Here is a 21493-nt window from a genome sequence, read left to right as displayed (position 1 = left end):
GCGCTTGGGTAAGTGCGTGCGCCGACGACATTACAACTCGTCCGAACTTGGACTACTATCATATTCGACAAAGGAGCGGCCCATGTCGAATGACAGCGAACCGACCCCAGCTGAGACGGTAAACAGCCCTCAGCGTATTGATAACTCACGATTTGCTCCCGCCAATCGAAGGCGGCTCAGCGCTCCAGCGTTGCGGACCTTCCTCGCTATTGTGGATCTGTGGGGATTGACGGAAGAGCAGCGTCTTCTGGTCCTCGGATATCCATCACGGTCCACCTACCATAACTGGTGCAAGCAGGCGCGTGAGCACGGCGCATTCGTGCTTGATGTGGACGTTCTCACGCGCATTTCAGCGGTATTCGGTATTCACAAAGCGCTGCGGATTCTCTTTCCACAAGAACGGCTCGGCGTTGACTGGCTGAGAAGTCCACATAACGAGATCGTCTTCGGCGGACATCCGCCGCTCGACCTCATCACTAACGGCTCTCAAGATGGGTTGCTCTCGGTGCGTCGTTTCCTCGAAGGCGCGCATGGTGGTCTCTACATGCAACCTAACACGATAGACGAGGCCTTCACGCCGTACGACGACACGGAGATCGTCCTCCGGTGATGGACGCACCCTCGCCGCGGCCTGCCCATAGCGTGAAGCACGCCCCAGTTTTCTGCACGAAGCCGGACTCAACCAACTGTTGAACGAACGTAGTCAACTGCGACTGACTATCCAGATGGACGACACCGTCAATATCCAATTCACGAGCGGCACTATGAGCAGCTATTACCCCCGACCAACACCTTGGCGATAGCCACATTCGGGATCCCGTGAAATCAGCAGCGGGTCGACGATAGGTAGCCACTGCATAATCGCAGTTTGAGAGCCCACGTGACGGAAGTTGCTCACAGGCGCATCCCGCAGTTGCTTGATCAGCCGAGCAAAGAATTGCTCCGCGCTTTCAAGTTCGCCGTCAGAGCAGCTGCCACTTGCGACCTCCGCAAAGAGCCCAAGCATAACGTCTCCGATACGTGCGGGTTCACAAGCGAGTGCGATCTCTGTCAATTCGTTCAGCACAGCTGGCGAGATAGCATCTGCTGTCGGGAGCAATTTCTTGTCAATGAAATCGCGATGATGGCACCGCCAGTCGCGCCACATCATCTGGCTGTATTCGGGCGAAAATCTTTCCAGCGGCAACCCGTCAACGCGACGCTGATCGAGCTCGATCGTAATCGACAATCGCTTCAGAAAATCTTTGATTTCTTGGAGTATTGGTGTCTTGGTCATTATCTTCGCACCTTTCGATCTGGCTCAACTCACGTATCGCAGCTCTAGCCTCTAAGAGAACGATATCTCCTGAAAGCGGTACGCCTCAAATGCGATAGGGAAGCTAAGTGCGGTTAGCTTCCCTATGACGGGCTTTTCCTCGATTTTGTTTCTGAAATCGTTGACACCGTGCTCGCCTCAGCGACGGCAGAAAGCGGATCGTAGGGTCGCCCTCAGCGCTCCTTATCGCAACCGTTCACCAGCTCGCTCCTCGAAAGATTCAGGGAGCTAGGGTAGGCTACGAAAAATGACCGCGGCCAATGATGTGGCCATTTACACCTTAGTTCGGCGTTTTCGCGCGCTTCGACTTGCCTCGTCATTTTGGCTTGAGCGACCCACGCGCGTCTTTGGGTCGAAAAGGTCGACCATCTCGGCGCCGAGCACGGAGGCGATGGCATCCAACAACAGGATCGCAGGGTTGGATCGCGCATTTTCGATCAAGGAGATCGCCTGCTGGTCGACCTGGACCGCAGCGGCGAGGTTTTCCTGCGTCATTTTCTTCGCCTTGCGCAGCCGACGCACATTGGCAGCGAGCAACTTGGTTGCCCTCGCCTCTCGTTTGGGAAAACGCTCGCCGAATCGTGAGCTCGCCATGACGGCGACCCTCGGAATTCGGCGCGAATCTTTCCATGTGAGTAATCACATATTTACGTCCCGTTGATATTTTACAGAAAACAGGAGGGCTATAATGGCTTTGTATTCGGTGCGAGGGACGATCTCGCAACTCGGTCAATGTACGTTCAACAACGACTTTTGCATCTATGCCTTCATTGAAGTCGCAACCCCGGATGGGGGGAGACGACTTCTCAAGAAAATTCTGGTCTGCGTGGACGTGCAAGCCGCGATGGACGTGGGCACGGAAGGCGAGTTTTTCTTCGACGACTTGTTCGTCTCGGGACGTTGCTTCCTGGCGCAGTTTTGGGGACTCAAGACTAACCAGCGCTTGGTAATCGATAGCGTCAACATGCGTAAGGCACTTGCCTTCGTCAATCTCAGAAGGGGTATCCTGTATACCCCACTGCTGTTCGTGGGCTTCCCGGAGTTGCTGGCTGGAATAGGACAGGCATGGTCCCTTGTTAACCAGTCCGCCAACCGCGGCAGGTTTTTCCAACGAACGCCATCGCCGCTTCCTAAGCCTGATTTGGATGTTCCAATGCCGGAGCGAGTTGGCTACGTCTTACGTGGCGCCTTGAAGGAAGCCATCTCGAAATCGCAGCCACGCTGAGCAGGCCGGAGGAGAGGCCCACGTACCTTCGGCTGGGCTTGCGGCGGCGTTCGGCGACGGCTCATGCGTCGACCTGGGCCGAAGTGTCTCCCTTCAGACATGCGATCAAAGTTTCTTCGTCGATGCGGAAAGGCATCGGCGTGTTGATCATCGTCACGACTGCAGTCAGGCTGTCGAGCGCGGTATTCCGCATATTTCCAAGGCACCAAACTTCGAAGCTGAGAAATCATACCATAAATGCTGGATGCAATTTTCGCCGCGCGCTGTTTTCTGGTAGGAGCCGATTCATTTCGCGATCCTGTTTCATGCGGGGTTGTTCAAGCTTGATGAGACTAGCTCAAGCTGACCAGAGTCGCTGCAAGGCATTCGACCTCCCTCGCTCACTACGCCCCTTAGTAGACGATCCCTAGCTTCGCCAAGGTGGAGTTATCCATCGTCCCCGTGTCCGGCAGCTTGTTCACGATCTGGAATCCCCGCAGGGCATCGCGCACGTCCTGCGTCAGCTTCCCATCGACCGGTCCGTTGTAGAAGCCGCGCGTCTTCAATTCGAGCTGTACCCGCATGACCATGATCTCCGGTCTCTCCGGCCGGGGTGCCGGTACGGCGCTGATCGGCGCCTGGCGGGATTGCGCGGGTACGGCCCGATGCGGGACCAGTTGGAGGGGCGCGTTGGCCGATGATGGCGGTGTCGTTGCCGCTGGCGGCAGGGTGGCAGTTGAAGGCGCCGGCACTGCCTGCGCCGGCGCGTTCTGCACCGGCGGCAGCGGCGAGCTCGTGACCGTTGGCGGCCGTGCAGCCGTGGCTGGCATCGCATTGGCGGGCGGAGCCGGAACGGCGGTTACCGGTGGCATCGTGGTCGATGCAGCCGGTGGCAAGTATGTCGCCGGCGGCGAATAGCTCGGCGAGTAGTATCCCCCGCCCCCGCCGCTTCCTGAGTAGTGGCTGCTGTGGGAGGAATGCGACGAATGGCTGCGGTGGGAAGAATGGCTGCGGTGGGCGGCATAGATGTCCGCGCCGGAGATATAATTCGGCCGTTCGAAGGTCAGCGGTGATCCCGATCCCCCAGCCTTCATATCCGGCTGCCCCGGCTCCAACGGCACCATCGCATCGGCCTGCGACCAGACCGTCAACGACGCCGCGGCCGGTGCCGTCCAGGCCAGCACGTTCCTCAAAAAGTTCTTCCAGTCCCGCGTCATGCCCGGGCTCCGAGGATCGGTCTGATCGCCCTACGCCACGCGTCGCCTGCGGAACGGAAGAAACCGCAACAGGCCGGCTTCGACGAGCAACCGTCGCAGGCGGGAGCGAATTCGTTCTTCCAGTCGGAGATGCTTCGCCGGGCAAAGCGGCGCAGGGGCTCCTCGATCATGCACAGCGGCACGTTGTAGACCGAGACCGCCATGCCCGCCTGGTCGAGGATCGATACAGCATCCATCAGGGCTTTCCCGCAGGCCGCCGGATCGTAGGCAAGCATCGCCGCGTTGACCTTCGCGAAGCCCATCGGCTCCATGCCCATGAGCGCGACATGTTCGGCGAACGGCAGGTTGCGCGCGTAGAAACCCGCGGTCTCCGCGAGACGAGGCAGCGTCAATGCGCTGATCACCATCCGGATCTCGAGGCGATGGCCACGCTCAGCGAGATTGTAGAGCCCGTGCATCGTCTCCGCGAACGCGCCCGGGACGCCGACCACCGTGTCGTGGTCGGCGGCATTGTCGCCGTAGACCGGCACCGCCCATACGATCCGCCCCCGCAGCCCGTCGAAGCTTGAAGCCGTCTTTGCTGCGGCGAAGAGACGCCCGTTCGAGAGCACGTGAAAACCCGCGCCGGGAAGCGACTTCGAAGCGACGGTCAGGAGATCGACGAGCCGATCGCCCAGCAGGGTCGGCTCCCCGCCGGTCACGCCCAGAACCGCGACGTCCCGATCGACGAGGGAGACGAGCTCGATCAATTCCGCCACGCGCCACGCATCGTCCACGTCGCGCGGCGGCTGGCTGCACATCACGCAGATCGAGTTGCAGGCTTCCGTGACGAACAGCGAATTGGCGTTGGCGCCACGCCTGAAGAGGACATCGATCTTGCCGTCTGCGCGCAGCCGGATCACATCGCCAGCCCCCACCACCACGTCATTGGAGATAGAATGGATGCGGCTTACCCGGTCCCCGCATTGCGGCCCGCCGACGACGCCTGCGTAACCCACGTCGACGAGCGCTTCCCCGTCGACGTTCACGCCACTCCGCAGATCCACAAGGGTCCTGTCGGTCGGATATACGCAGGCCAAGGCATCTTCCGGAGGCAACACCTTGAACAGGCCTTGTCGCCGCGGTCCTTCCACTCGCGCTCGAGCATGCAGCGGAAGCGCCATCAGACCGCCGCCCGGTCGCGGAGCGACGGCCTGCCGTGCGCCCAACGGTAAAGGGTCGCGATGGTCCGGTCGTCGTCATGGTGCAATAGGTCGAACATGAGTTCGAATAGGCCGGTGTGCCGGATGCAGTGGTCGCTGCTCGCCTTGTGGTCGACGGGGACGCCCGTCGTGGAGAGCGCTCTGGCCGGATCCGGACCGCAGTAGTGCACGAAGGCACAGTCGGAGCATCCCGGCAGGGATTCCGCCAGCCCGCTGGCGGCCAGGAGCTGCATCGCATCCGACGTCATCAGCGTCGCATAGGATTCGTCGACATGACCGAGGCGGAGGGCGTGGTCGCCCATCTCCGCGAGCATGCGTCCTTCGTCGGAGGCGTAGACACCGCCGTCGTAGTTGTAGACGAGCGTTCCGAAGCCTGCGCCGACCGGGGAACGCAAATCCACGTAGCCGGAGGGATAGGGCGTGAGAATGCCGCGCAGCAGGAGGGAGGCGTAGACCTCTTCGATCTCGATTCCTTGCGCGTTCAGCTCGAGGATGCGCTGCAGCGCCCGTTCGTAGAACGTCAGGAACGACCCGGCATCGTAAGACTGCCGCTTCGCCCCCTTCGACGCGAAACCGAACGGACTGAGGGGGCGGAGAAAGATCGATTTGAAGCCGAGCCGCACGTACTCGTCGACGACGGCTTCGGGCGCTTCCAGGGACCGACGGGTGATCGTCGTCAGGGCGGCGACGGCGTCGATGCCCAACACTGCGCGTGCGCGGTCGATGCCTGCGACCGTCCTGGCATGCGAATCCTTGCTCGGCAGCGGCCGGTTGGCGTCGTGTATGTCGGCCGGCCCGTCCAGCGAGGTCGAAAGATGGAAGCTCTCGCGCGCCAGGAATTCGAGGGCGTGGTCGTCCAGATGATGGAGCGTCGACGTCATCGTGAAGCGGATCGTGCGCCGCTCGTCTTCGTTGCGCCGCCTGATCATCCGCACGATGTCTTCGACCACGTCGAGAGCGAGGAGCGGCTCGCCGCCCTGGAATTCGACCGTCAGATCCCGCGCCGGCGACTCGAAGAGCCGGTCGACCGCGGCCGACGCCGTCTCGGCCGACATGCGTGCGCCGCCGAAGGTGCGCGAAACCTGGCAGTACTTGCAGGAATGATCGCAGGAGAGCGTGACCACGAAGATGTGGAGCGCGGGGCCGCCGCGCAGGAACGACTTTCTCGTCCTGAGCTTCGTCGCCAGCAGCCGAGCCGCCAGGGCTCCGTTGTCCCGGACGATCATCTGCCTCGCCTCCAGGTCCCGCGCGAGCGGCTCCGGCAGCGGACGCCCCGCGGCCAGCGCGCTCAACGAGGCCTCGTCGAGCAGCATCGCCTCGCCGGCTTCCGACGTCGCCACGAAGTGTCCCGGCGAACGGCGGAGGCGTGAGAACCGGATAGGCATGAGACCATAGGCCGCCTGGGTCGTCATCTGCCGCCGCCTACGGTCTCAGCGAACGCCGTGCGCCAGATCGCATCCCGCATCCCGGCGGTTTTCGCCTCTATCTCTTCGCGGAGAGCGAAGTCCACCGCGCTGATCCGGATCTCGTCGGCCAGTGCAGTGACGTCGCGCCCGGCTGCCGCCGTACCGATGAGGACGAAGCGCCCCTCACAACCGCGCAGATCGAGAGCTATCCGGTCGGCCATGGCATAGGCGACCCGCAGAAGAGAGCTCTGCGAATGGATCCCCGGATCGAAATCGATCCTTACCTCAAACTCCGGATTGTCCATGCTGCCCCTCCCTGACGATGATCGCCGAGAACACGCCCGCCGAAAAGTCTACCTTCGTTGCACGCCTGACGGGAATGGCATGCACGCGGAGAACAACATTCGACGAGGTGTCGATCCTGTCCGAAACCGTCCCGGCCGATGCCGCTCATCGTCGCATCTACGACTGACATTCGGACCGACCGGATCGCTTGGGGATCTTCGGCGCCATTGAGCGGTCCGCATTCGGGCAGCTCGTGGCCGCGATTTTAGCGGGCGCGCAGCCACGGCTTACGTGGCACCGCACCATCATCCGCGGCGCAGAATTGTAGTTCCTCGATTGGAACAAGGCTGGATATCGGGACCCGAATCGGCCGAACTACGGGGATAGGGTCGACCGTCACTTTCTAGCGCGACGGTCGACTATCGAGAGCCCGGCCTAGCGAGATGGCTCTCCTTGAAGCGTACGGACACCATCATGAGTGTACCACCCCTGACCAAGCATGACGGCGATGGGAATCGCTACACCCGACCTGAAGCAGTCGAGGCGCAGATCGCGTCGGTGTCGGATCTGCAGTGCGACGAAATCGCCCGCCGCTGCGCGATCTCGACCAGGTCTGATCCCGAATATCTCCGCTCCGAATGCCTGATCCATCTTCTTCGGAAGACTCGCGGCGACAACAGCGACGGTCGTTTCGACCGGCTATTCCCACTAGTCCTGCGCCGGTTTCTGCATGCTCTCCCCCGCAGCGAGAGGACGCAGGGGGAGGTCGTTCTCGTCGACGGCAGACTGAGCGACGTCAACGATCTAGCGCGATCGCGATTTTTGACGCTGATGACCATCGATCGGCAGGGCGGCGACAGGCTCGACTTCTACGAGGTCCATTTCGACGAAGCGGTGGCACTTCTGCGCCTCACGGCCAGAACCCGCGTCGGGCGCCGGGCGGCGCGGGAAACTCCGATGGAACTTGACCAGGAGACCAACGAACCTACGGTTGAAGTCGAGCGCGCTGCAGGTAGTCTCCAGAAGGACGACGACGCATTTCTTTCGGATCCAGGTTTCCGGTCTCGGGTTTTGGCGGCGATTGACAGTCTACCGCGAGAACAAAGAGAGGTCATGACGATGCTGATGAACAATTTCCAAATTCAATCTAACGATCGGGACGTGCCTTCCATCAGCCGGATAACGGGTTGCGACGCCCGAACGGTGCAGAATCGCCGTACGCGCGCGATCGCGGAGATCCGGCGCATGATCGGTCTGGGAGCGGAAGGATGAGTTCCTCCGAACTCGGTCAGGAAGGACTACTCGAGAAGTTCGCCATGGCCTACCGTGCGGACTCCGGTCAATTGACGAAGTTCTGCGCCGATTATCCGGACCAAGCATCAGAATTCTTGGGCCTCGCGCATGAGATCACGCTGCAGAAGTCTCTTTCGAACGACGCACCGTTGAGCGAGGAAGACGAAGCTTGGATCGCCGAAGCGTGCGTGATCCAGGCGAAAGCCGCGCCGGATCCGTTCGCTGCGATGAAATCCAGGAATTATGCAGGGATTCGAGAGGCTCTCGGGATTCCCGGCGTAGTCGTCAATTCATTCCGCGATCGGTTCGTCGCCGTGGCCACCGTGCCCATCGAATTCCTGGAAGAAATGGCGCGAGAAGTCGGTACGGGAATTGTGGATCTCGTACGGTATCTTGAAGGTCCTCCCAAACTTGCCTCGACGACGAGCCACAAGTCGGAGGGAGCACCTCAACCACCTTCGGAGAAGATGAGCTTCGATCGGATACTCCAGGATGCCGGAGTTTCCGAGGAGAGACGACGGCAGCTTCGCGACGGGGTCTGACACCGTGGATGCGATAGAACTCGGGCGCCAGACTGCAGAAAGCGTCCATGCCCGGCTCGTCGAGGAGGGCGTCGATCCGTGGGACAGCATGGCGATCGTGAACGCCGCGGCGTCCCGGCGGCAGATAGAGATTACGGCCGTGAAGGCGGGAAGCCCTCTGCTCGCCGGGGCGCGCGCCAGCTACGACCCTGTCGGATCCAGCATCCAGCACGAACAGACGGACAATGCCTTTCTGAATGCATTCCTGATCGCGCATGAGCTCGGTCACGCGACCCTGGGCGACGATCGCATTCCTGACCGGGTCGCGGAGGTCGATCCGGCACGCCCGGCCGAGGCGTCCCCGGTCGGCGAAGAAAGGGTCGTGGATTACAGCAGGAAATCTCGGCGTGAAGTCCAGATGGACCTTTTCGCCAGGGAGCTTCTGCTGCCGCGCTACTTCGTACGTCGTCTTCATCTCGAAGAGGACATGAGCGCGTCCACGATCGCCGATCGATCGAGCGCCCCATACGACGCGGTCGCTCAGCAGTTGCTGGACGCTTTGCTGCTACCGTCCGTGGAATTGAATGCCGACGATACGGAGGACCGTCCACTCAACCGCAAGCAGGAAACGGCGGCCGCACATCGTGGAGCTCCATACCTGCTGGAGGCCGGACCAGGCACGGGGAAGACAAAGACGCTCGTCGAGAGAGTAGGCCAGTTGATCGACGAGGGCGCCGATCCTCGGACCATCGTCGTCCTCACCTATTCCAACAAGGCTGCGGGCGAACTTGCCGAGAGGATCTCCAGAAAGCATCCGCAGGCGGCTGCAGCCATGTGGATCGGAACGTTCCACGCTTTCGGTCTGAACCTGATACGGCGTTTCCATCGCGAACTGGGATATGGGCGGGAGCCAGGTCTGCTCGACCGTACGCAAGCCATCGAGATGATGCTCGATGAAGTGGCCGGCCTCGATATCGAGCATTACCGCCGGTTCGTCGATCCGACCGACACGCTTCGGGATCTGCTGAGCGCCGTCTCGCGGGCCCAGGACGAGGTCGTTCTTCCGGCGCAGTACGCCCAGTTCGTGAACGCGATGGAGACGAAGCCCGCTTCGGACGATGCCGACCTTCTGAAGTGTCGGGAGATCGCGCAGGTCTATGTCCGCTACGACGAAGTGAAGAAGGCCGCAGGCCGGGTCGACTTCGGCGATCTCGTCGCAATGCCCGTGGATCTTCTCGCGCGTCGCGACGACATCGCTGCCAAAATCCGCGCCGAAACGCAGCACATCCTCGTCGACGAATACCAGGACGTGAACCGGGCAAGCGTGCGTCTGCTTCAGCTTCTAACCCATAGCGGGAAAAACCTGTGGTGCGTCGGCGACATCAGACAATCGATCTACCGTTTCCGCGGCGCTTCCTCGTACAACCTGCAGCTCTTCGATGTGCAGGATTTTCCCGGAGGAAAGCGCGACCGGCTGGAAGTCAACTACCGGTCTACTGAGGAGATCGTGGATGCGTATTCCGGCTTCGCGGCCGAGATGCCAGTCTCGGGCGCCACCTCCGCCGCCTTGACCGCCGAGCGTGGCAGGTCCGGGCATCCGGTCGAATTCGGCCACGTGGAGGGAGAAAACGAGCGGGAGATCGATGCCATCGCTGACGCGATCAAAAGGATGCGCGACCATGGTCATGCGTTTCGGGACCAAGCGCTCCTGTGCAGCGGCAACGACCGACTGGCGAAACTGGGCGCCGGTCTCGAGGCGCGAGGCATACCGATCCTCTATCTTGGGAGCCTGTTCGAGAGACCCGAGGTGAAAGATCTGCTTTCCTGGCTGTCGCTTCTGATTGATCGCCGTGCGATGGCATTGGCACGCGGCACCGGTACCGCCGGCCTCGGTTTCCAACTCGGAGACGTGGCGGCGATCAGCGAGATGCTGGGCGAGCGGCCGACGGAGCCCCTGGCTTGGATCAGCTCGCCTCCGACCTCCTTATCTCCCGACGGCGTGGCCATGGTCGCGCGCTATGCGGCGTTGTTCGACGGATCCGAAGCAACAGACCGTCCGTGGGAGATAGTTTCCCGGATGCTGCTCGATCGCACGCGGATCGCCGCCGGGATCGCCCAGGCGACCGATGTGGCGGCGCGCGCCAAGGGCATCGCGATCTGGCAGCTCATGAACTTTCTCCGCATCCAACCCGTCTCGGGTCCTGGGTCGATAGGTCGGACGCTCGATCGTATCCGTCGCCTGGTTCTCCTGTCGGATGACCGCGATCTCCGGTCTATTCCCGAGGCAGCGAAGGGGATCGACGCGGTGAGACTCATGACTATGCACGGCAGCAAGGGGCTTGAATTCCCGGTCGTCCATATTCCGGGCATGAACCTCAACACCCTTCCGCGCGCGCCCCGCGCGCCCCCCTGCCCGCCCCCGGACGGCATGATAGCAGGCACGCGGGAGTGGGGGCGCGCCGTCACGGACCGCGAACATGCCGAAGAACAGGAATGCTTGTTCTACGTGGCGCTGTCGCGGGCGAGAGACCGTCTGTTTCTCTACGCCCCGAACCAGACCGCCGGGACCGGCAAACGGGCGCCGTCGCGGCGACAGCCCTCGCCTTTCATCCAAAGGCTCGGTGCCGGGCTCGTACGGACACAACCTAGACCGAACGCCTATGCCGTCGAGGCTGAGCAATCGTCGGTCGCGTTGAAGTTCCACGGCACCGCAGCTTTCGCGCAGACCGAACTCGCGCTTTTCGAACGATGCCCGAGGCGTTTTTTCTATACGCACATCCTCAAGCTCGGCGGCCGTCGTACGACTTCGGCCTACGAGGACATGCACGATGTCGTTCGCAAGGTCGCCGCAGCGCTGGTGGCCGACTTCGGAGCGGTGGCGAATCCTGCCGCCCTCGCGGATCTCGTCGACCGGCATTGGATGCAATCGCCGCTCGCATCCCGCCCGATCGGGAGCATGTACCGGCCGCTCGCCGACGAACTCGTCGCCAACTTCGTCCGCAGCGTCCCGGCAGGAGGGATCGCTGCGGGAACAGACCTGACATTCACGCTTGCGGGCGCGCTGATCGGAGTCAAGACGGACTACGTGGTGAAGACGGGCGCCGGCGTCCTGCGTCAGGTCAGGACCGGTCACAGCAGTTCGACCGAAATGGACGGCGCCGTGATTGCCTGCCTGCAGATCGCGGCGCAATCATCGGCTCCAGGTTCCAGTTCGGAAATCACGTTTCTAGGCGACGACGCTAACGTGCCGATCGCCTTCGGCAAGGCCCCGCTCGAAACACGCCTCGCAAAACTGGCCGGGCATATCGCGGACATCTCGGCGGGCCAATTCGAACCTGACGCCTCGATCCGGACATGCCCCAAATGTCCCGCCTTTTTCGCCTGCGGACCCGTTCCCAAGGGCGCCCTCGAAAAAACTTTCCGCTGACCTTTCCGGATTGCCTTTCGGGCCGGGATTAACCGGTTGAAGGCGCCGCATTTTGCGGGCGCCACACCGAAAGGTCGAAGAAACCATGTCCCGTGAACCCGTCTCGCCGTCTCAGGACGGCCGTCGCTCTTTTGCGGCAGAACTTGCCGTCGACGGCGTCGATTTCAAGCCGATCTCCATCGAAGACCCGCTGCCGTTGGGCCGCCAAGTGCTCGCCGCAGCAGGCCTCAGGCCGGTCGAGGCGTTCAGCCTCTACGCCATCGTCGGGAGCGGCGACCTGGAGGACGTGCGGCTCGACGAGCCTTTCGATCTCCGTGCGAAGGGCGCCGAACGCTTCATCGCATTCACCGGCGATCGCGTCTTCCGCGTGGTCGTCGAAGGCCGCGAGATCATGTGGGGCCCGGAGACGATCCCGGAGGCCGCCCTGCGCTTCTTGGCATCCGCCACCGACAAGCAAGCGGTCTATCTCGATGTGCCGGGCGGAACCGACCGTCTCATCAAGGAGAACGAAAACGTCGATCTGACCGCGCCGGGAGTCGAGCGGTTCGTTCTCGCCGAACGCCCGCGGACCTACCGCTTCTTCGTCAACGGCGTGAAGTACGAAACCGACCAGCGCCGTCTCACCGGCCTGCAGATCAAGGCGCGCGTTCCGAACTGGGACCCGACGCACGATCTGGTGCTCGAGGGGCATGACGACGAGCCGGACCGCATCGTCGGCGACGCGGAAAGCATCGACCTCGAGGTGGAGCATGGCGCCCGCCGCTTCTCGTCCGTCCCCAAGGCGAACTTCGGCTGATGACCATCATCCTCGATCGCCAAATTGCAGAACTGAAGGAGCGTTTCGGCGCAACCGAAACCCTCCGCCTGCCGAGCGGGACCGTCCTTGTGACGATCCCGGACTTGCCCGTCCCGCCGGGCTGGTCGGCCGCCACCGCCACGGTACGTTTCCTCGTGCCGCCCGCATATCCGTTCGGCGCGCCGGACTGCTTCTGGGCCGATGACGGACTGAGGCTCGCCAGCAACGCCCTTCCTCAGAATTCCGGCCCGGGCAACGTGATTCCGGAGACGAACATTTCCGCACTCTGGTTCTCCTGGCATCTGCAAGGACCTTGGGATCCCAATCGAGACACGCTGTCGACCTGGACGAACGTCATCATCGAGCGCCTGAGGCAAGCCAGATGAGCGGTCTTCGGGTGAGTAGTGAGACTTATTCGGCTCTCTCCGCATCGTTGCTCGATGCGGACGGGCTTGAGAGTTGCGCGATCGGTTTCGCAAGCCACGATCAGGCCAACGAAAGATGGCTTCTGTCGGAGTTCGAGGCCGTGCCCGCGGACGCCTACCTGCACCGCGATGCGGTTTCGGTCTCCCTGAAGCCGCATGTCCTCGTCGACGTCGTCAATCGCGCCCGGCGTAACGGCCTGACGCCTGTCGTGATCCACAGTCATCCGCAGGCGGTCGGCTTACCGATCTTTTCGGCGGTCGACGATGCCGGCGAGGCCGAAATGAAGCCCTATCTCGATCGCCGTCTTCCGGATATACACCCCTTGGCGATGGTCGTCGGACCGGAAGGTTGCAGCGCCAGGGAGCTCGGTACCGGCGCTTCCGTTCCGATCTGGCAGGTCGGGACCGAACTGCGACGCTTCGACGGCGCCGAGTCCGACGATGTCGTCGCTCACCGGCACGATCGACAGATCCGCGCCTTCGGCCGCGCCGGCCAAACGATCATATCGACGCTCAGGATCCTGGTGATCGGTGCCGGCGGGACCGGATCAGTGACGATCCAGCAGCTCGCCTATCTGGGCGCCTGCGACATCACGATCATCGATCCCGACAACGTGGAAGAAACCAATCTCAACCGGCTGGTCGGCGCAGGCCCCGACGACATCGGCTCGCCCAAGGTCGAGATCGCCCGCCGCGCGGTGCACCTGGCGAATCCTTCCGCGAAAGTGGAGACGATTATCGGCGACATCGTTGACGAGGCGATGGCGGACATGATCGCCGGCTTCGACTTCGTGTTCCTGTGCACGGACTCGCATGCGAGCCGCGCCGTGGCCGGCCAGGCCGCGTACCAGTTCCTAGTGCCGACGATCGACATGGGCGTCAGCATCACGGTCTCGGATGGCAAGATCACTCACATCACCGGCCGCGTTCAGATGCTGTCGCCCGGGCTTCCCTGCCTCAGCTGCACCGGCGCCCTCGATGGTTCGGAAATCCGCCGCGAGATGCTGACTCCGGAGCAGCGCAACGCCGACCCATACGTGCAAGGCCACCGCGAGCCGCAGCCAGCGGTCGTATCCTTGAACTCGACCATGGCGTCTCTCGCCATGACCATGTTCATGGGAGCGGTCACCGCCGTTCCCGCCCAGGCCCGTTTCCAGATGTACGACGGAATCCGTGGCAGCGTCCGCAATGCGACTGCCACCCGCCGGCCCGCCTGCATCGTCTGTTCCCGCGAGGGAGCCTTGACCCAGGGCTTGCGATGGCCGCTGCCGGTGAGACCGAAGGCCGCGCGCCATGATTGACGCCCGCAACGAGGTGCTCTGGTTCGGCGCCCCTCCGACGCCCGCCACGAAGCGGGAGTTCGAGCAGCGTGGACACACGATCCGGATGGGAGATGCCTGTCGACCGCTCGACAGAATCCAGCAGGTATCGAGCGTCGTGGCCTTCTTCGACGATCGATCGGAAGCCGAGCTTTGCCGGCTCCTCCGGTCGATCGCGCGCCGCTTCGTCGATTTCGGCGTCCGTCTGGAGATCGTCGCGCCCGACGACGCCACGCTGGGGCGCGTCCAGACCCAACTCCAATCGGTGATCGCTCTGCCTGGAACGGGTGTCCGCACGTCCCCAGACGCGGCGACCCTTGCCGAAGGCGCGGCCCGCCACGACGCGGGCGAAATACCCCGATCGGACCTGAAGATCACGGTGGCGGGCAATCGCGAGCCGATCAGGAAGCTCGACGAGGTGCTGTTTCAACGCGCCTTCGCCCGCTGCAGCGAGATAACCCTGGTCGAACTGACCGGCGGACGGTCCGGTGCGCGCGTCTTCGCGGTCCACATGACGGTCGATCGCTCCGACGCTGGCATTTGGCCTCAACCGGCATTCGCGAAGTTGGACGGGAAACACAAGATCGATCGCGAATACGCGAACTACCGGGAATACGCGGCACGCTTCATACCGTTCGGGCTGAGGCCCAACGTGGACTGCGTGATCACCGGAAGCGAGCGCAGCCTGCTGGTCGGCGATTTCGTCGACCGTTCGGAGTCGCTGTGGGACCTCGCCCGCCGCAACGTCGCTTCCAACGCGATCACCGCGCTGGTCGACGAAACGCTGGGAGGCTGGCGGGATCAAGCCTACGCGAACGATCCAATCGAAGGGTCCGTCGCGCAGGCGATGTGCCGGGCGCACCTCTGGAGACCTGAAAGCGTGAAGCCGTGCTACGTGGACCGCGCGGAGGAATTCGGTGCGCGGATCGAACCCGACGAACTGCTGCGTCGCCTCAAGACCCTGACGCAGACATATCGAGAGGCGCCCATCCATGGCGATCTGCACGGCGAGAACGTTCGTGTCCGGAACGGCAGCGCGATTCTGATCGACCTCGCCTCTGTCGTCCGCGGCCCGATCGTCGCGGATCTGGCCGCACTCGAGACCTGGTTGGCGTTCGAGGTGCCGCCGGAGTTGGATTCCAGCCAGTTCGAAGACTGCATGTGGAGTGCCGAGATCGACAGGCTCTACGGGCCCCCCGCATTCCGACATCCGCCAGGACCACCCCGTCCAGCGACGGACTTCGCTTGGATGGCAGGTGTAGTACGGCAGATCCGCACGCTCGGAATCGCGACGCAATCGTGTCCGACGGAGTACCAGAGCGCCGTGGCGGTCCAACTTCTCCATCGCTGTGAATGGGACGACGGGCCGTCCGCCGACAGGTTTAGAAGAGGCTACGGATATCGGGTGGCCACCGCGTTGGTCGCAGATTTGGTGGGAGAAAAGCATGACTGATCCGGCAAGACGAGTGCGCCACCGTGGCCTCGGTGCATACCGAGACGATGCCGAGGAACTGCTTTCCGAACCGGGCGATACGGCGACCGTATTTCGCGGGCGGGCGCGTTCATTGGTCATGAAATGCCCGGACGGCTGCGGAGAGACGTTGGTCATCAATCTAGATCCACGGGCGGGCAAGGCCTGGAAGATCGACGATCGCGGAGGCGCGACAACGTTGTTTCCGTCCGTGTGGCGCGAGAACGGCTGCGAGAGCCACTTCATCGTCTGGCGCGACCGGATCCTGTGGTGCGACCGCTTCTACGAAGACAACGTGGAGCCGCCGTACGATGCCGGCTTGGCCGAGCGAGTCCTGCAGCATCTGGACGACAGATCATTCAAGAACGCCATCGAAGTCGCCGACCACATGGGTGAGATTCCGTGGGAGGTCCTGCATTGCTGCCGCAAGCTGGCGTCGGCGGGTCGCGTCGAAGAAGGACAAGGTCCTCTGAAACAACATTTCCGGCGCCTGTGACTGCACGCGACTTCTGTCGGATCGTAGACCAAGCGGCATTATTCGTTGCGCGGACTCCTTCTCCATGAAGATAACGGCGTATACTCCCCATAGAGATTTGCCCAGCGAGCTCCTCAATGACCGCCTACCGTTTTGTCCATGCCGCCGATATCCACTTGGACTCGCCTTTGCGCTCACTGGCGATGCGCAACCCCGAGCTGGCCGCCCTCGTCGGAAACGCCAGTCGCCAGGTGTTCGAGCGGATCATCGATCTGTGCCTCGATGAACAGGTACAGGCGCTCATTCTATCGGGCGACCTATACGACGGCGAACAAACCTCGATGAAGACGGCCCGGTTCCTCGCCGACCAGCTTCGTCGATTGCACACCGCCAGCATCAAGGTCTTCATGATTCGAGGCAATCATGACGCGCTCTCGAAGATAACCCGCCAACTGGTGCTGCCCGATAGCGTGCACCTGTTTGAAGCCCGCGGGGAAGCCATCGCGGTCGATCGTGACGCCAAGGACAGACAGGTCGTGGTCCATGGCCTCAGTTTCGCCAAGCCACAGGCTCCGGAAAGCCTACTAAAAAAATACCGCCCCCCAACCGAAGGCGCGATCAACATCGGCCTTATGCACACCAGTCTCGATGGTTCGCCCGGCCACGACGTGTATGCGCCCTGCAGCGCCAGCGACCTGACAAACTCCGGCTTCCGTTATTGGGCTCTGGGCCACATACACAAGCGTTCGGCCATCCACGGCCGGGGCGCCTGCAGCATAGTCATGCCCGGCATTCCGCAGGGACGCGATGTAGGAGAAAGTGGGCCGAAATCGGTAACGCTGGTGAACGTGATGGATGACGGTGCCATAACGCTGGACGAGCGCATCGTCAGCGTGGCGCAGTTCGAACGTGTCCATGTCGACGCCTCCGGCATAACCACATGGAGGGAATTGGCAGCCGGAATCGAGGCAGCGTTGGGCGACGCTCTTGGGAATTCGGCCTCCGAACATCTCGTCGCGCGCCTGTCCGTTTCGGGCATTACGCCGCTGGCATGGACAATCCGACGAGATGCCGACCTTCTCCGGACGGAAGCAGAAAGTCGTTCGGCGGCATTGGGCAACGTCTGGATCGATAAGCTCGAGATCGACTGTCGACGACCGACGACCGTCATGCTGGGCGAAAGCGCGGATCCCGTCGAAGAACTAAAGAAAGTCATCGCAGACGACATCATCGATTCCGAGGGATTCCAGGCCGAGGCCCGCGACATCGTGGAGAAGCTGCTCGATCAATTACCACCCGAAAGCCGGCGTTCATTGATCCCGGACGATGACGGTCTTGCGGCTTTGGTGAGACAACTATCGGAGGAAGGCTCCGAGGAGGTTCTCGCCCGACTCGCGGCAACCGACGACGACGGCGCACGACGATGAGGATCCGGACACTCGGCCTGCGACGCTACGGGCGCTTCACCGACACGACGATCGACTTCGGCGTGGGAGCGGACGGTGAGCCCGACCTCCACATCGTCTATGGGCCGAACGAAGCGGGGAAATCCACCGCGATGTCGGCATGCGTGGATCTGCTGTTCGGGATCCAAGCGCAGAGCCGCTATAATTTCCTTCACCCCTACGCGACCATGCTGATAGAGGCGGAAATCGAACAGGCGAGCGGCATGCGCGCCGTTTCAAGGATCAAAAGACCTCAAAACAGCCTTCTGGATCACAACGGTCAACCGATCCCGGAAACCGTTTTGCTCGGCGATCTGGGTGGTCTTGACCGTGGTGCCTACCAGACCATGTTCTGCCTGGACGACGAGACGCTGGAAGCCGGCGGTGAAAGCATCCTCGCCAGCAAGGGCGAACTCGGACAACTTCTGTTTTCCGCAACCGCGGGGCTGGCGGGCCTCAGCCATCGATTGGAGTCGACGCGAAACGAGGCGGACGCCTTCTTCAAGTCAGGAAAGCGTTCGGGCGCCCTGATCGAGTTCAAGAAGGATCTCGTCACGCTCAAGGAGGCACGCGAGAAGATCGATACGTTGGCGGGCGAATTCGCCCGGCTGCTGGCTGTGCGCGACGAAGCGACCAAGGATTACGACCTGGCGATTGCCAGCCGTGGGCGTACGCAGGCGAGGATCGACGAGATCCGGCGGTTTCTCGGTGTCCTCCCGAGGGTAGTGACGCTGCGCGCTCTCCGCAGCGAACTCGAACCGCTCGTTACGTTGCCGACCGCTCCGGAGGCCTGGTTGAACGAGCTTCCGGAACTGGCAAACCGGCAATTGAAATTGGCAACACAGGTTCAGACCGCCTCGATCGAGATATCCGAACTGCAGGGACTGCTGGATGATCTGACGGTCGACGACATAGCTCTTGGACTCGTCGGCCAATTGGACGTTCTGACGGACCTGCGGGCGCGATACGTGACGGCGGAGAAAGATCTTCCCGACCGTCGTCTTCGGATAGGATTGGCGGACCAGTCCGTTGCGACGATTCTGACGAGAGTCGGCCGACCGACCGAGAAGGAGCCTGGGGACCTCATACTGATCGCGTCGACAAGCGGTCAATTGCGCGACCTTGTCGAACGTCGCTCCGGAGTGGAAGCATCCCTGGTCAAAGCAGAGCACGAGGTCGCCAAGGCGCACGCCGCACTGGCGGATGCCGAAGCTCAGATAAATGAGAGCGAGACGGAGCGGGACGAGGCGGCTCTGAGAGCGCTTGCAATCGCTACCGGAACCGCCCGCGAAAGCGATGCAACGGTAAGGCAGCGTGCCGTGGAGCGTGCTCTTTCCGAAGATGCGGCGCAATTCGAAGACCGGATTCTCGAATTGCGCCCGTGGACCGGTGATGGCGACGCGCTACTTGCATTATCTACCCCGAGCATCGAGCGGCTCGAGGCCTGGATATTCGAAGAGTCCGAAATCGCGAATGAAGCGTCCATCCGACAGAACGAAGTCGACCGGCTCGAGGCCGAGATCGCCTTGCTCGAGGCACGGCTGGAAGCGCTCGACGCGGGCATGGGTCCAATCAGCGACCTGCAAGCGACAACGGCGCGTTCGGCCCGAGAAGCCGCCTGGGCGACCCACCGGAAAACGCTCGACGATGCCACGGCAGGCATCTTCGAGAACGCCATGCGCGAGTTCGACCGGGTTTCCGAACAGAGATTCGGCCATACGGCGGCGATAGCCGACATGAACCGGGCCACGCTGGATCACGTGGAACGAAAGGTTGCCCTCGGTCAGGCGAAGGCGTCGAAGGAGAAGGTCGCCCGACGTCGCGAAGCGTTGGACGCGGAAATAGCCGCGGCTACATCATTGATGGGTCTCCGTGCAAATGGTGATGTCCGGCCTACCGATCTCAAACTCTGGCTGCAGAAGAGGGGGCGGGCGCTCGAGGTGCGGGCACGACTCGCGGCATCGCAACGCGAACTGGATCAAGCCCGCGGCGAGGCGGCAACCACGAGAATGGGACTTGAAAAGGCATTGCGTACCGTCGACGTGCCGTTTGCCGAAACGGACGATCTGGCCACGCTCATTGCCGCCGGACAGACCGTTCTCGACGGCGAGACAGACGTCAGAGCGCGACGCAAGGTCGTCGCCGACCGACGCCGCGATCTGGCTTCTCGGGAGAAGGAGCTCGATACGGCCCGGCATTTCGACAGCGACTGGACGTCCTCGTGGAAGAACCTCGTATCCACGACGTGGCTCGGCGAGGACCTTGAAATTCCAACGGTGGCTGCCGTCAAGGAGACGTTGGAAGCGATGACCGAACTGACGTCGGCCCTCGATAAGAAGATGGAGCTGACGGATCGCGTGGCGAAGATGGAGCGCGACCAGTCTCTGTTCCGTACCGAGGTCGACCGGTACGCCAACGCCATGGGACTCGAGACCAGATCCACCGACCCGCTCGGACGCTGGCAGGAGGTGACCGACAGAATGAAGCGAGCAGTGAAGACGCGCGACGAACGGCGGATATTCGAGGAAAGGCTCGCGTCCGCGAAAGTCAAATTCCGCGCGCTTTCGGACGAGCTTGCTGAAGCTGACGCTCAGGCGTCGAGGATGACGCAATATTTCGGCGTTGGCTCGCTGATCGAATTAGAAGGATGTCTGCGCATGGCCGCACGCAGAGCAGAACTTCAGCAACGATTGTCCGAAGCGGAACGTGAAGTCACCGATGCCGTGCGGTCGGAGAACATCGTGGAGGCCGAGACGGAACTCGATGCACTGGATCGGCTGTCGCTAGAGGCCGAACTGGTGGAGCAGAAGGCGCGGCTGGAGGACGAGGACCGCCGGACCCAGGATTTGTTCTCGACACGGAGCAAGGCGGAAGACCGGATCGGCGCCGTCGGCGGCGACGCGGCTGTCGCGGCCCTGGACGAGAAACGCCACACGACCCTGCTCGAGATCGAGGACAGGGCACTCGCCTACCTGCGGCTGCGTCTGGGTTCGGCGGCGGCGGACAAGGCACTGCACGCCTATCGAGATCGTCATCGCAGTTCGATGATGACCCTCGCCTCGGAGTCGTTTTCGCTCATCAGCCGCGGCGCCTATACGCAACTGGTCACGCAGCCTGCCGGCGACAGCGAGCTTCTCATCGCAAACGGCTCAGACGGAAGTTCAAAGATCGCCTCGGAGCTCTCCAAGGGCACGCGCTTTCAGCTTTATCTGGCTCTACGGGTGGCCGGCTATCATGAGTTCGCGAAGTCCCGTTCTCCCGCCCCGTTCCTTGCCGACGACATCATGGAGACGTTCGACGACTTCCGCGCCGAGGAGGCGTTCAGGTTGCTCACGGGAATGGCCGCAAGGGGCCAGGTCGTCTATTTCACGCACCATCGGCACCTTTGCGATATCGCGAGGTCGGTCGAGCCGCGCGTGAAAATTCACCACCTTCGGCGTGAGACGTCGGAAGTTGACGAATTGGGGACATCGACTGCTCCGCAGTCGCTCGCGTAGACCTAATGTCCAAGCACCTGAGGCGAAATGCTCCGTCGCGGAAGGCTTACGGCAGACATCAGCCATCTACTGATGTCGAATCCTCTGATATTCTACTACGAAAATAGCCCCGGCGGAGAGGTCTCGGAACAATCGAGATTCTAGGTAGCGCTGGGGAAAGCCAGAATTATGGTGACTTTCTCAACTGCACGTCCG

The 21493-nt window shown here is 62.2% G+C and carries 19 protein-coding genes; 13 read left to right on the top strand and 6 right to left on the bottom strand.

Going from position 1 to position 21493, the window contains the following annotated elements:
- Positions 1-82 precede the first annotated feature (82 nt).
- Positions 83-610 (top strand): MbcA/ParS/Xre antitoxin family protein, encoded by a 528-nt coding sequence (locus BLW80_RS12270; RefSeq protein ID WP_093758091.1) that lies wholly within the window; start codon positions 83-85, stop codon positions 608-610.
- A 165-nt stretch (positions 611-775) separates the two neighbouring features.
- Here BLW80_RS12270 and BLW80_RS12265 read toward each other — a convergent pair whose 3' ends face one another.
- Both BLW80_RS12265 and BLW80_RS12260 read right to left on the bottom strand, forming a co-directional pair.
- Positions 776-1276, bottom strand: a complete 501-nt coding sequence (locus BLW80_RS12265; protein ID WP_093758090.1) for a hypothetical protein — start codon at positions 1274-1276, stop codon at positions 776-778.
- 312 nt (positions 1277-1588) lie between these two features.
- Complete coding sequence (locus BLW80_RS12260) at positions 1589-1852, bottom strand: helix-turn-helix transcriptional regulator (protein WP_158550466.1); 264 nt, start codon at positions 1850-1852, stop codon at positions 1589-1591.
- Positions 1853-2003: 151 nt separating this feature from the next.
- Between BLW80_RS12260 and BLW80_RS12255 the strand changes: the two genes are divergently transcribed.
- Positions 2004-2540 carry a hypothetical protein gene (locus BLW80_RS12255; RefSeq protein WP_093758088.1) on the top strand — a complete coding sequence of 179 codons (537 nt, stop codon included), beginning with the start codon at positions 2004-2006 and terminating at the stop codon, positions 2538-2540.
- Between the two features lie 392 nt (positions 2541-2932).
- Here the strand turns inward: BLW80_RS12255 and BLW80_RS30255 are convergent, their stop codons facing one another.
- On the bottom strand, positions 2933-3109 hold the full coding sequence (locus BLW80_RS30255) for a peptidoglycan-binding domain-containing protein (RefSeq protein WP_170849641.1): 177 nt from the start codon (positions 3107-3109) through the stop codon (positions 2933-2935).
- On the opposite strand from BLW80_RS30255, the gene BLW80_RS30250 reads away from it, so the two are divergent.
- Entirely contained in the window at positions 3102-3437 is a 336-nt protein-coding gene (locus BLW80_RS30250; RefSeq protein WP_170849640.1) for a hypothetical protein, read from the top strand. The two genes, BLW80_RS30255 and BLW80_RS30250, sit on opposite strands and share 8 nt — an antisense overlap.
- Before the next feature lie 295 nt (positions 3438-3732).
- On the opposite strand, the gene hxsC is transcribed toward BLW80_RS30250, so the two are convergent.
- The 3 genes from hxsC to BLW80_RS12235 all read right to left on the bottom strand — a co-directional run bounded on the left by hxsC (position 3733) and on the right by BLW80_RS12235 (position 6649).
- A complete protein-coding gene (gene hxsC, locus BLW80_RS12245; protein WP_244528120.1) occupies positions 3733-4764 on the bottom strand; it encodes a His-Xaa-Ser system radical SAM maturase HxsC in 1032 nt (343 codons plus the stop codon).
- A 134-nt stretch (positions 4765-4898) separates the two neighbouring features.
- Positions 4899-6323: a His-Xaa-Ser system radical SAM maturase HxsB gene (gene hxsB / locus BLW80_RS12240; protein WP_283805491.1), complete on the bottom strand. Its 1425-nt coding sequence runs from the start codon at positions 6321-6323 to the stop codon at positions 4899-4901.
- 23 nt (positions 6324-6346) lie between these two features.
- Positions 6347-6649 (bottom strand): HxsD-related protein, encoded by a 303-nt coding sequence (locus BLW80_RS12235; RefSeq protein WP_093758086.1) that lies wholly within the window; start codon positions 6647-6649, stop codon positions 6347-6349.
- A gap of 454 nt (positions 6650-7103) precedes the next feature.
- Here BLW80_RS12235 and BLW80_RS12230 point away from each other — a divergent pair, with 454 nt between their 5' ends.
- The 10 genes from BLW80_RS12230 to BLW80_RS12185 all read left to right on the top strand — a co-directional run bounded on the left by BLW80_RS12230 (position 7104) and on the right by BLW80_RS12185 (position 21298).
- Positions 7104-7901: a hypothetical protein gene (locus BLW80_RS12230; protein WP_093758085.1), complete on the top strand. Its 798-nt coding sequence runs from the start codon at positions 7104-7106 to the stop codon at positions 7899-7901.
- Positions 7898-8464 carry a hypothetical protein gene (locus BLW80_RS12225; protein WP_093758084.1) on the top strand — a complete coding sequence of 189 codons (567 nt, stop codon included), beginning with the start codon at positions 7898-7900 and terminating at the stop codon, positions 8462-8464. The genes BLW80_RS12230 and BLW80_RS12225 overlap by 4 nt, the downstream gene beginning before the upstream one ends.
- The gene (locus BLW80_RS12220; protein WP_244528116.1) at positions 8415-11870 is read left to right on the top strand and encodes an ATP-dependent helicase; all 3456 of its coding nucleotides are present in this window, start codon (positions 8415-8417) and stop codon (positions 11868-11870) included. The genes BLW80_RS12225 and BLW80_RS12220 overlap by 50 nt, the downstream gene beginning before the upstream one ends.
- Positions 11871-11955: 85 nt before the next feature.
- The gene (locus tag BLW80_RS12215) at positions 11956-12666 is read left to right on the top strand and encodes a multiubiquitin domain-containing protein (RefSeq protein WP_093758082.1); all 711 of its coding nucleotides are present in this window, start codon (positions 11956-11958) and stop codon (positions 12664-12666) included.
- On the top strand, positions 12666-13052 hold the full coding sequence (locus tag BLW80_RS12210; protein WP_093758081.1) for an E2/UBC family protein: 387 nt from the start codon (positions 12666-12668) through the stop codon (positions 13050-13052). The genes BLW80_RS12215 and BLW80_RS12210 overlap by 1 nt, the downstream gene beginning before the upstream one ends.
- Positions 13053-13063: 11 nt before the next feature.
- Entirely contained in the window at positions 13064-14392 is a 1329-nt protein-coding gene (locus tag BLW80_RS12205) for a ThiF family adenylyltransferase (RefSeq protein WP_170849639.1), read from the top strand.
- Positions 14385-15863 (top strand): phosphotransferase, encoded by a 1479-nt coding sequence (locus tag BLW80_RS12200; RefSeq protein ID WP_093758079.1) that lies wholly within the window; start codon positions 14385-14387, stop codon positions 15861-15863. The genes BLW80_RS12205 and BLW80_RS12200 overlap by 8 nt, the downstream gene beginning before the upstream one ends.
- Positions 15856-16377, top strand: coding sequence for a ubiquitination-like system serine protease family protein (locus BLW80_RS12195; protein ID WP_139285810.1), 522 nt, complete (start codon positions 15856-15858; stop codon positions 16375-16377). The genes BLW80_RS12200 and BLW80_RS12195 overlap by 8 nt, the downstream gene beginning before the upstream one ends.
- A 116-nt stretch (positions 16378-16493) precedes the next feature.
- Positions 16494-17783 (top strand): metallophosphoesterase family protein, encoded by a 1290-nt coding sequence (locus tag BLW80_RS12190; protein ID WP_093758077.1) that lies wholly within the window; start codon positions 16494-16496, stop codon positions 17781-17783.
- Positions 17780-21298, top strand: a complete 3519-nt coding sequence (locus tag BLW80_RS12185) for an AAA family ATPase (RefSeq protein ID WP_093758076.1) — start codon at positions 17780-17782, stop codon at positions 21296-21298. Before BLW80_RS12190 ends, BLW80_RS12185 begins: the two co-directional genes overlap by 4 nt.
- Positions 21299-21493: the final 195 nt, after the last annotated feature.

The organism is Tardiphaga sp. OK245, assembly GCF_900108575.1.
GTDB lineage: Bacteria > Pseudomonadota > Alphaproteobacteria > Rhizobiales > Xanthobacteraceae > Tardiphaga > Tardiphaga robiniae.
Note: the sequence above shows the minus strand (reverse complement) of the source record. Positions and strands in the feature narration are given on the sequence as shown.